Genomic DNA, 10,679 nt, shown 5'->3' on the forward strand with positions numbered 1-10,679 from the left:
CCTCGCGGCGCCCAACCACCTCGCGGCACACCGTCTCCACGCGGCACACATCACTGGCAGGAACCAGACCCATGAGGGAATTCATCCCCCCCGCGGCCCGCTTCATCGACCTCCCCGCCCCCTTCACCATGCGGCGCGGCGGAAAACTGGCCGGCGCGCGCATCGCGTACGAGACCGTCGGACGGCTGACCCCGGAACGCGACAACGCGGTCCTGATCCTCACCGGTCTCTCGCCCGACGCCCACGCGGCGTCCCACCCGGCGGACACCGACCCCGGGTGGTGGGAGGCGATGGTCGGGCCCGGCAAGCCCGTCGACACCGATCGCTGGTACGTGATCTGCCTGAAATCACTGGGCAGTTGCAAGGGCTCCACCGGCCCTGCCTCGCCCGACCCCGCCACCGGCGAGCCGTACGGACCCGACTTCCCGGACCTGTCGATGGAGGACATCGCCGACGCCGCCGCCCACACGGTACGGGCCCTCGGCGTCGACCGGCCGGCGTGCGTGATCGGCACGTCCATGGGCGGAATGAGCTCGCTGTCCCTGCTGGCCCGTCACCCCCGTCTGGCCCGCGCCCACATCAACATCTGCGGTGCGGCGAGCGCCCTGCCGTTCTCGATAGCGATCCGCTCCCTGCAACGCGAGGCGATCAGGTGTGACCCGCACTGGAACGAGGGACGGTACGACCAGGCGGACTATCCGCAGCGCGGCATGTTCACCGCGCGCAAGCTCGGCATGATGACGTACCGGTCCGCCCTGGAATGGGACGGCCGGTTCGGCCGCGCCCGCATCGCGTCCGAGGATCACGGGGACGGCAACGGCCACCGCGACCAGGCCCGTTGCGCCCTCGACCCCGCCGCCGGTGACCCGTTCGGCCATGAATTCCAGGTGGAGGACTACCTGGAGCGGCACGCACGCCGCTTCGCGCGCCGGTTCGACCCCAACAGCTACCTCTACCTCAGCCGCTGCATGGACCGGTTCGACCTCGGCGAGTCCTGCGGTGGCACCACCGATGAGGCCCTCGCCCGTATCCGACTGGAAAAGGCGCTGGTCATCGGCGTGGAGACCGACATCCTGTTCCCGCTGCGCCAGCAGCGGCAGATCGCCGACGGCCTCGCCGCCGGCGGCACGGACGTCACGTTCCTGGCCATGGACTCACCGGAAGGACATGACGCCTTCCTGATCGACACCGCCCGTTTCGGAGTGCCCGTCGCGAAGTTCCTGACCACGCTCTAGCCGAACGGTCCCCCGCGCCCCGCCCCCTTCCCGCCCCTCCTCTCCTCCCCCTCCCTCCCTCCCTCTTATCGTGCCTTGGAGACCACATGCCCGACCCTTCCCCCCGCATCGCCCTCGTCACCGGCGCCAACCGGGGCATCGGCTTCGAGACCGCACGCCAACTCGCCTCCGCCGGCGTCCGCGTGCTCCTCGCGGGCCGCGACCGCGCGGCGGTCACCGAGGCCGCGGAGAAGCTGCGGGCCGACGGCCTCGCCGCCGACCACCTCGTGCTCGACGTCACGGACCCCGCGAGCGTCCGAGCCGCCGCCGCCGAGGTCGACCGCCGCCACGGCCGCCTCGACATCCTCGTCAACAACGCCGGCATCCGGACCGAGGAGTACGGGAAGCGGCCGTCCGAACAGCCGATGCGGCAGTGGCGCGAGACCTTCGACACGAACCTCTTCGGCGTCATCGAGGTGACCACGGCCTTCCTCCCCCTCATCCGCCGGTCCGCGGCCGGTCGCGTCGTCAACGTGTCCAGCCTGCTCGGCTCGCTGACCACCCACAGCGATCCGCTGTCGTACGCCCACACCCCCATGTTCAAGTCCCTCCCGGCCTACAGCGCCTCCAAGAGCGCGGTCAACTCCTGGACCGTCCATCTCGCCTACGAGCTGCGCGGTACGCCGGTCAAGGTGAACGCCGTGCACCCGGGCTACACCAAGACCGGGATGAACGACGGCGCGGGCGATCTCGACGTCACGGACGGCGCCCGGACGAGCGTGGCCATGGCCCTGCTCGCCGACGACGGCCCGACCGGCACCTACACCAACGGCGGCGAGACGATCCCCTGGTAGCCGTCCCCTGGTAGCCGCCCCGACCTCCCCCCCGTCCCCCACCCGTATTGGAGTCACCCGATGGGCAACCATCTGGCCCTGGTCACCGACGAGACCAGCCTCGTCATCGACTACGACATGCCGTTGCTGCTCGACGCCTGCCAAGCCGCCGGCATCAGGGCCGAGATATGTTCCTGGCGCGACCCGGACATCGATTGGGACCGCTTCGACGCCGTCCTGCTCCGTTCCCCCTGGAGTTACGTGGAGAGCCTCCGGGAGTTCCTGGAGTGGTGCGAGTACGTCACCGACGTGACGTACCTGTTCAACCCGCTCCCGGTGGTGCGGTGGAACCTCGACAAGCACTACCTCGCCGACCTGGCCGAGGCGGGCGTACCGGTCGTCCCGAGCGGCTTCGTGGCCCCCGGCACCGACCCGGAGGCCGCCCTGCGCACCTTCCTCGACCGGCACGCACGGGCCCGCGAGATCGTGGTCAAGCCGACCGTCGGCGCCTACTCCCGCGACGTGCGGCGTTTCTCCCGCTCAGCGGAGGCCGAGGCCGCCGCGTACGTCGCCAAGCTGCTCGACCAAGGTTCCCACGTCATCCTCCAGCCCTACCTGGACTCGATCGATCGCCACGGCGAGACCGACCTCATCCACTTCGGCGGTGTCTACAGCCACGCCATCCGCAAGCGCGCGCTGCTCCTGTCCGACGGCACGGTCGACGAACCGACGCAGGACGCCCGCACGGCGCGGGACGCCGCCGCGGACGAACGAGCCGTCGCCGCCGCCGCGCTCGACGCCGCGGCCGCCCACCTGGAACTCCGGGAGCCGCTGCTCTACAGCCGCGTCGACCTCATCCGTGACGACGACGGACAGCCCCTGGTCCTCGAACTGGAGCTCTGCGAACCCTCGCTCAGCATGCCGTTCTCGGAAACCTCCGCCACCCGGTTCGCGCAGGTCATCTCCGTACGGCTGGAAGAAATATCTCGGAAGCGAAAGAACGGACAGTCATGACCGCACAGCAGGGTTCCCCCGCACCCGCACCCGCTCCTGCCCCCGCCACCACTCCGGCGGTCTCCAGCGGCACCGTGTTCGCCGCGCTCGGCGTGCTCAGCTTCTCCTTCAGTTTCCCCGGAACCGTGTGGGCACTCGACGGGTTCGGACCCTGGAGCGCCATCGGGGTCCGCGGCGTCCTGGCCGCCGTCATCGCGGTCACCGCCCTCCTCATCACCCGGGCGCCCCTGCCGGCGCGCCGGGACTGGCCCGCGCTCGCCGTGGTCGCGGGCGGCTGCGCGGTCGGCTTCCCCCTCCTCACCACGCTCGCCCTGCAGACCTCGTCCACCGCCAACTCGGCGGTCGTGATCGGCGCGCTGCCGATGGCCACGGCGGTGTTCTCGGCCGTCCTCACCCGGCGCAGCCCTTCGAAGGTCTTCTGGGCCGCCGCAGCCGTCGGGGCCGCGACCGTCATCGTGTTCACGCTGGCGCAGAACCACGGCCGGCCGACCGTCGCCGACCTCTACCTCTTCGGCGCCCTGTTGGTCTGCGCGGCGGGCTACGCCTTCGGCGGGCGGCTCTCCGCGGCGGGCATGCCGGGCTGGCGCGTCATCGCCTGGGGCGTGGTGCTCGCCGCTCCCGTCAACATCGCCGTGTCCCTGTGGGCGCTCCCGCACGAACCCGTGCACCTCACCGCCAAGGCCCTGGTCGGCATGGCCTACATCGCGGCCGTCTCGCAGTTCGGCGGATTCGTGGTCTGGTACAAGGGCATGGGCCTCATCGGCGTGGCCAGGGCGAGCCAGCTCCAGTTGGCGCAGCCGCTGCTGACCCTGGTCTGGGCGGTGCTCCTGCTCGGCGAACACATCACCCCGGCCGTCCCCCTCACGGCCGCCATCGTCCTCACCTGCATCGTGGTCACCCAACGCGCCCGAACCTCGTGACCCCGACCACCCCGTGAAGCCCCGGCGGACGCCCCGGCCCCGCCGGCTTCACTCCCCCACCACCCGGAAATAGCAAAACCCCCAGGTCACGGCGAGTGAGTCCTGGGGGTTCCACAGAGCCGCCTTCGGGATTCGAACCCGAGACCTACGCATTACGAGTGCGTTGCTCTGGCCAACTGAGCTAAGGCGGCACCGCTGGTTCGACAAGAATCCCCCCGGAGAGGTGCTCTCATCAGCAGCGGCGCCAAGTCTACAGGGTTGAACGGGGTGCCCCGAACCGGGTTCCGCGGTGGCGGGCGGAGCGGGTCAACAGCGCTTGGCCGGCGCCGGCGAGGTGCCCTCCAGGAGGTAGTGGTTGATCGCCGTGTCGACGCAGTCGCTGCCGCGCCCGTACGCCGTGTGGCCGTCGCCGTCGTAGGTCAGCAGGGTGCCCGAGTCGAGCTGCTCCGCGAGGCCCTGGGCCCACTTGTACGGAGTCGCGGGGTCACGGGTGGTGCCGACGACCACGATCGGTGCCGCGCCCTTCGCGGTCAGCCGGCCCGCCGTGCCGGTGGCCTTGACCGGCCAGTACGCGCAGTTCAGCGAAGCCCAGGCCAGGCCCTTGCCGAAGACCGGCGAGGCCTTCTCGAAGGACGGCAGCGCGGCCTCGACCGCCGCCGGCCCGTCGAAGGCCGGAGGCTGGTCCAGGCAGTTCACGGCGGCGTTCGCGAACATCAGGTTCGCGTACCGGCCGTCCGGCTCCCGCTCGTAGTAGCTGTCCGCCAGGCTCAGCAGGCCCGAGCCGTCGCCGCCCAACGCCGCCGTGAGCGCCTCGCGCAGTTGTGGCCACGCGCTCTCGTCGTACAGCGCCGCGATCACACCGGTCGTCGCCAGCGACTCCCCGAGCGGCCGTTTCGCGTCGCCCGTGGGCAGGGGCTGGGCGTCGACCTTGCGGAAGAACTCCTCCAGCCGTCCGGCGATCGCGTCCGGGGAGCCCTGGCCGAGCGGGCAGTCGGGGTGCTTGGCGCAGTCCTTCGCGAAGGACTGGAAGGCGGTCTCGAAGCCCGCCGTCTGGTCCCGGTTCATCTCCAGGGCGGACCGGGAGGGGTCCATCGCGCCGTCCAGGACCATCCGACCCACCCGACCCGGGAACAGGTTCGCGTACGTCGCGCCGAGGAAGGTGCCGTACGAGGCTCCGACGTACGTCAGCTTCCGGTCGCCCAACACCGCCCGCAGCATGTCCATGTCGCGTGCCGCGTCGACGGTGGAGACGTGCGGCAGGATGCGCCGGGAGCGGGCCTCGCAGCCGGCCGCGAACTCCTTGAACGCCGTCACCAGCAGCGCCTGCTCCCCCTTGTCGTCCGGCGTCTGGTCCACTTGGGTGAACTTGTCCATCGCCGGGCCGGTCAGGCACTCGACCGGGGTGCTGCGGTCCACCCCGCGGGGGTCGAAGGACACCATGTCGTACTGGGCGCGCACGGCCGCCGGATAGCCGATGCCCGCGTACGCCTGGAGGTACCCGATACCCGAACCGCCGGGGCCGCCCGGGTTGACCACCAGCGAGCCGAGCCGCTTGCCGGGACCCGTCGCCGCCCGGCGGGCCACCGCCAGATCGATGGACTGCGCCGAACCGGGAGTCCCCGGGTCCGCGTAGTCCAACGGGGCCTTCATCGTGGCGCACTGGAAGCCGGGCACACCGCAGTCGCGCCAGCTCGGCTTCTGCTCGTAGTACGGACGCAGCGCCGCCGGTACGGGGCCCGGCTCGGCAGGGGACGCGGAGGCCCTCGGCTCGCCCAGTCCGCCGGAGGTGCACCCGGAGAGCAGCAACCCGGCAGCTGCGATCACGGTTCCGGTGGTACGCAGCAGGCGACTGGTGTCCATGGGGCGAGCCTACGACCTGCCGGGCGCCCCGGATGGCGCAGCGGCGCCCGTCAGGGCGTCCCACGGCCGCCGGCCGCCCCGCCTCCCCAGGGGGAGTGGCCCCGCCGACACGGAAGGGCCGGACCCCTCGTACGGGTGAACACGTCAACCGGGCGGCGCGCTCGGCACGCGGTTGCTCAGCCCGCGCGCAGCGCCATGGTCATGGCCTCCACGGCGAGGAGCGGGGCCACGTTCCGGTCGAGCGCGTCCCGGCACGCGATGATCGCCTCGATCCGCCGCAGGGTGCGCTCGGGTCCCGAGGCGCGGGCGATCCGGTCCAGGTCGGCCCGTATCTCCTCGTTCGCGATGGCCAGGTCGGAGCCGAGCTGGAGGGCCAGCACGTCCCGGTAGAAGCCGGTCAGGTCGATCAGCGCCAGGTCGAGGCTGTCGCGCTGGGTCCTGGTACGACGGCGCTTCTGCCGGTCCTCCAGCTCCTTCATCAGGCCCGCCGTGCCGCGCGGCATCCGGCTGCCCGCGCCCGCGCCGGCGCCGAGCGCGGCCCGCAGCTCCTCTGTCTCCTTGGTGTCGACGTCCTCCGCGACCTGTTTGGCGTCCTCGGCGGCGGTGTCGACGAGCTCCTGGGCCGCCTTCAGACAGTCGCCCACGTCGTCCACGCGCAGCGGGAGCCTCAGCACGGCGGCGCGACGCGACCGGGCGGCCTCGTCCGTCGCCAGGCGGCGGGCCCGGCCGATGTGCCCCTGGGTGGCGCGGGCGGCGGCCGCGGCCACGGCGGGTTCGACCCCGTCGCGCCGCACCAGTACGTCGGCGACGGCGGCCACGGGCGGGGTGCGCAGCGTCAGGTGCCGGCAGCGGGAGCGGATCGTGGGCAGCACGTCCTCCAAGGAGGGCGCGCACAGCAGCCACACCGTCCGTGGGGCGGGCTCCTCCACGGCCTTGAGCAGCACGTTCCCCGCGCCCTCGGTGAGCCGGTCGGCGTCCTCCAGGACGATGACCTGCCAGCGCCCGACGGCCGGCGAGAGCTGGGCGCGGCGGACCAGTTCCCGGGTCTCCTTCACACCGATGGACAGCAGGTCGGTGCGGACGACCTCCACGTCGGCGTGGGTCCCGACGAGGCTGGTGTGGCAGCCCTCGCAGAAGCCGCAGCCCGGCTCTCCCCCGAGGGCGCGGTCCGGGCTGGTGCACTGCAGGGCGGCCGCGAAGGCGCGGGCGGCGGTGGACCGGCCGGAGCCGGGCGGCCCGGTGAACAGCCAGGCGTGGGTCATCTTGGACCCGTCCGGGGGCGGCACGCCGTCCGAGACGGCCGTGACCAGGGCATCCGCGTCACGGGCGGCGGCGGCGAGCTGTGCCTGCACACGATCCTGTCCCACCAGGTCGTCCCATACGGGCATCCCGCCCACCGCCTTCCCTGTCCCTGTCCGTGCCCGTGCTCCGCGCGTGCGGACGCGATGGGCGTGTACGCCTACTCAACCGACTGCCTGCCCACAGTGTGGCGGCAGCCACCGACAATCCGGCGCCACCGCCGGCTCCGGAGCCACCGGCGATCCGGCCCGACCCCCGGCCCGGCGATCCGGCACCGGCACCGCTCAGCGGCGGCGACGCGGGTGGTCGTCGTCCTCGTCGTCCGACCGCGGGCCCAGCAGTTCGTCGGCCAGGGTCGGCAGATCGTCCAGCGGGGTCGTCTCCGCCCAATCCGAGGGCTGCCGGCGCGGCCGGCCGTGCTCGTCCAGGGCGGGGAGTTCGCGGGTGACGTCGTTCCCCGCGTCCCGGAACACGCCCGGGGGCACCCGGTCGGCCGGGCTCTCCTGCGAGTGCGGGGTGGTGGGCCGCGACGCCGACGGGGCCGCGGGAGCCGACGCGCCCGACCGACCCGAAGAGGTACGGCCCGTCTTCGCGGGCCGCTCCCGGCGCGGGTCCGCGGCGCCCCGCCCCCCGCCCTCGGGGGCGACGGGCGGCAGCACGGACGTCTCCGCGGCGGGGTCGGCCTTCGGGACCGGAACCGTCTGGGTGACGTCGTCGGGCTGCACGACCCGCTTGACCACCGGCGTCTCGACCGTGACGGCGTCGTCCGGGTCGGGGCGCCGGTACCGCGGCTGCTCGGGCTCCTTGCGCATGGACACCGCGGGAGCGGCGGGTGCCGCCGCGGGCCCCGGCTCCGCGGCCGTCCGCGCGGCGGCTTCGGCGGCCGCGGCGGCTGCCGAGGCCTCCGCGAGCCGACGCGCCTCCTCGGCCCGCAGCAGCGCCTCTTCCGCCCGGCGCTGCTTCTCCAGCCGCCGCGCCTCCGCCTCGGCCCGCAGCCGGGCCTCTTCCTCCGCCTGCTTGCGCAGCCGCTCCGCCTCCAGGGCCCGCGCCTTCTCCTCGGCCTCCGCGCGCAGTCGCGCGGCCTCGGCCCTGACGCGGGCTTCCTCCTCGGCGCGCAGCCGCTCCTCTTCCGCCTTGCGGGCGGCCTCCGCCTCGGCCTTGATCCGGGCGGCCTCGGCCTCGCGGGCCAGGCGGGCTTCCTCCTCGGCCCGCAGCCGGGCCTCCTCCGCCTTCCGCGCCGCCTCTTCCTCGGCCTTGCGCCGTGCCTCCTCCTCGGCGAGCCGCCGGGCTTCGGCCCGGGCGGCGATCTCGGCCTCGGAGAGCGGGAGCATCCGGTCCAACCGGTGCCGTACGACCGTGGTCACCGAAGCCGGCTCCTGGCCGGCGTCGACCACCAGGTAGCGCCCGGGGTCGGCCGCGGCCAGCGTCAGGAAACCGGCCCGCACCCGTTGGTGAAACTCCGTCGGCTCCGACTCCAGCCGGTCCGGCGCCTCCGTGAACCGCTCCCGGGCCGTCTCCGGCGACACGTCGAGCAGCACGGTCAGGTTCGGCACCAGCCCGCCCGTCGCCCATCGGGAGATACGGGCGATCTCGGTGGGCGACAGGTCGCGTCCGGCGCCCTGGTAGGCCACCGAGGAGTCGATGTAGCGGTCCGTGATGACCACCGCGCCGCGTTCCAGGGCGGGCCGGACCACCGTGTCCACGTGCTCCGCCCGGTCGGCGGCGTACAGCAGCGCCTCGGCGCGGTTCGACAACCCGGCGGAGGAGACGTCCAAGAGGATCGAGCGGAGCCGCTTGCCGACCGGCGTGGCGCCGGGTTCGCGCGTTACGACGACCTCGTGGCCCTTGCCCCGTATCCAGTCGGCCAGCGCCTCCACCTGGGTGGACTTGCCGGCGCCGTCGCCGCCCTCCAGGGCGATGAAGAACCCGGTGGCAGCCGGGGCCTGGGCCGGCTCGCCGCCCCGCAGCGCCTCGCGCAGGTCGCGGCGCAGCGGTACGCCGCCGCGGTCGTCGGCCTTGGCCAACACCACCGCGGCGACCGACAGCAGCAGCACACCGACCAGCATCAGGGTGAACGCGGCGCCCCCGTAGGCGAAGACCACCCGGCCGCCACCCAGCCGGTGCGGGCCGATGGCCCCGGCGAGTACGGGGGCGAGGACGGCCCCGACGGCGACGGCCACCCGCACCACGGCCTGGAGGTGCTCGGTGACCCGGGCCCGACGGAACTCCTCGGTCTCCTGGTCGAGCAGGGTGTGCCCGGTACTGGCGGCCACGCCGGCGGCCAGACCGGCCGCCAGTGACAGGAACAGCACAGTGGCCGTGTCCGGGACCAGCCCGGCCAGGAGCAGCGCGAGCCCGGTGACCGCGATGGCGACCCCCAGCAACCGGCGCCGGGACAGCCCCGGCAACACCTTGCCGGACTGTGCGGCCCGGATGCCGAGACCGGTGCCGCCGACGAGGGCGAGGACCAGCAGGGCGTACGAGGAGGGGCCCCCACCGAGGTCGAAGCCGTACAGCACCGCCACGGAGGCGGCGCCGGCCACGGCCGCGGCGACGGCGGCGCACGCCGTGACGAGCATGCCGAGGGCCCCCGTACGCCCCTTCTCGGCCCGGTCCCCCGCCTTGGGGGCGCGCAGGCCCTCCAGCGGGGACCTCGGACGCGGGGTCTTGCCATCGGGCAGCACCAGCGGCAGCAACAGGGAGACGGAGGCGGCGAACAGGCCGGCGGCGACGTACGAGCCCAGCGCCGCCTCGTTCTCGGCGAACCACTCCACTCCCAGCCCGAGGGCGCGCCCTATCAGGGTCGCGGCGAGCAGGACGGCGGCGGCGACGGGCATCGCCGCGAATCCCGTACGCAGCGTCAGGCGCCGCAGCGTGTCCAGGTGGTCGGGGAGCGGCCGGACGGTCGCGCCCTCCGGCGGCGGCGCGGGCAGCAGGGCGGGAGCGGCGCTCTCCTTCGCCAGCGTCCACAGCCGCTCGGCGGCACCGGAGACGAAGACGGTGGCCAGCAGCGCGGTCACGGCCTGCCCCGGAATCCAGTCGAGCCAGAGCGGGGCGACGACGAACAGTGCTATCCGCACCCCGTCGGCGCCGACCATCGTCCAGCGGCGGTCCAGGGCGCCACCGGAGGCGGTCAGCTTGGACAGCGGGCCGAGGAGCACGGCCCCGAAGAGGAGTGTGGCGAGGATGCGGACCCCGAAGACGGCGGCGACGGCGAAGGCCGCACCGCGGTATCCGCCGCCGAAGGCGTCCTCGGAGACGGTCGCCTGGAGCGTCAGCAACACGAGCACCAGCAGGGCGAGGGCATCTCCGATGCCGCTCACGAGCTGGGCACTCCACAGCCGGCGCAACCTGGGTGTGCGCAGCAGCGCGCGCACCGCTCGCTCACGGGAATCCGCGGCTAGGGCTTCGTCGTAGGTGGGGTCCTCGGGGGCGGTCACGACCGGTGGTTGCTCGGCTCGCGTCATCCGCCCAGCCTATCCGCTACGCCAAGCGACTGCCGGGGGCCTGTGGACAACCTCCGTCGACCCGTCCGACCA

The 10,679-nt window shown here is 73.4% G+C and carries 7 protein-coding genes and 1 tRNA gene; 4 read left to right on the forward strand and 4 right to left on the reverse strand.

Annotated elements, in window-relative coordinates; all coding sequences use genetic code 11:
• The first annotated feature begins 71 nt into the window (after positions 1 to 71).
• The 4 genes from E6R62_RS28785 (at position 72) to E6R62_RS28800 (ending at position 3,981) form a co-directional block, all read left to right on the forward strand.
• Positions 72 to 1,235 (forward strand): homoserine O-acetyltransferase, encoded by a 1,164-nt coding sequence (locus E6R62_RS28785; RefSeq protein ID WP_136216412.1) that lies wholly within the window; start codon positions 72 to 74, stop codon positions 1,233 to 1,235.
• Positions 1,236 to 1,321: 86 nt separating this feature from the next.
• Positions 1,322 to 2,068: an SDR family oxidoreductase gene (locus tag E6R62_RS28790; protein WP_136216413.1), complete on the forward strand. Its 747-nt coding sequence runs from the start codon at positions 1,322 to 1,324 to the stop codon at positions 2,066 to 2,068.
• Positions 2,069 to 2,128: 60 nt separating this feature from the next.
• A complete protein-coding gene (locus E6R62_RS28795) occupies positions 2,129 to 3,061 on the forward strand; it encodes a RimK family alpha-L-glutamate ligase (RefSeq protein WP_136216414.1) in 933 nt (310 codons plus the stop codon).
• On the forward strand, positions 3,058 to 3,981 hold the full coding sequence (locus E6R62_RS28800) for a DMT family transporter (RefSeq protein ID WP_136216415.1): 924 nt from the start codon (positions 3,058 to 3,060) through the stop codon (positions 3,979 to 3,981). Before E6R62_RS28795 ends, E6R62_RS28800 begins: the two co-directional genes overlap by 4 nt.
• A 117-nt stretch (positions 3,982 to 4,098) precedes the next feature.
• On the opposite strand, the gene E6R62_RS28805 is transcribed toward E6R62_RS28800, so the two are convergent.
• From E6R62_RS28805 to tmk, 4 genes are all read right to left on the reverse strand, one after another.
• Positions 4,099 to 4,172, reverse strand: a tRNA-Thr gene (locus E6R62_RS28805).
• Positions 4,173 to 4,287: 115 nt separating this feature from the next.
• Positions 4,288 to 5,841 carry an alpha/beta hydrolase gene (locus tag E6R62_RS28810; protein ID WP_136216416.1) on the reverse strand — a complete coding sequence of 518 codons (1,554 nt, stop codon included), beginning with the start codon at positions 5,839 to 5,841 and terminating at the stop codon, positions 4,288 to 4,290.
• 176 nt (positions 5,842 to 6,017) lie between these two features.
• Complete coding sequence (locus tag E6R62_RS28815) at positions 6,018 to 7,229, reverse strand: DNA polymerase III subunit delta' (protein WP_136216417.1); 1,212 nt, start codon at positions 7,227 to 7,229, stop codon at positions 6,018 to 6,020.
• Between the two features lie 195 nt (positions 7,230 to 7,424).
• Positions 7,425 to 10,607, reverse strand: a complete 3,183-nt coding sequence (gene tmk, locus E6R62_RS28820; RefSeq protein ID WP_136216418.1) for a dTMP kinase — start codon at positions 10,605 to 10,607, stop codon at positions 7,425 to 7,427.
• Positions 10,608 to 10,679 lie beyond the last annotated feature (72 nt).

This window comes from Streptomyces sp. A1136 (genome assembly GCF_004795055.1).
Lineage (GTDB): Bacteria > Actinomycetota > Actinomycetes > Streptomycetales > Streptomycetaceae > Streptomyces.

What these genes read in the sequence shown, in the direction of transcription:
- E6R62_RS28785 (WP_136216412.1), top strand. Translation starts at nt 72, where the DNA reads ATGAGGGAATTCATCCCCCCCGCGGCCCGCTTCATCGACCTCCCCGCC.
- E6R62_RS28810 (WP_136216416.1), bottom strand. Translation starts at nt 5,841, where the DNA reads ATGGACACCAGTCGCCTGCTGCGTACCACCGGAACCGTGATCGCAGCT.
- E6R62_RS28800 (WP_136216415.1), top strand. Translation starts at nt 3,058, where the DNA reads ATGACCGCACAGCAGGGTTCCCCCGCACCCGCACCCGCTCCTGCCCCC.
- tmk (WP_136216418.1), bottom strand. Translation starts at nt 10,607, where the DNA reads ATGACGCGAGCCGAGCAACCACCGGTCGTGACCGCCCCCGAGGACCCC.
- E6R62_RS28795 (WP_136216414.1), top strand. Translation starts at nt 2,129, where the DNA reads ATGGGCAACCATCTGGCCCTGGTCACCGACGAGACCAGCCTCGTCATC.
- E6R62_RS28815 (WP_136216417.1), bottom strand. Translation starts at nt 7,229, where the DNA reads ATGCCCGTATGGGACGACCTGGTGGGACAGGATCGTGTGCAGGCACAG.
- E6R62_RS28790 (WP_136216413.1), top strand. Translation starts at nt 1,322, where the DNA reads ATGCCCGACCCTTCCCCCCGCATCGCCCTCGTCACCGGCGCCAACCGG.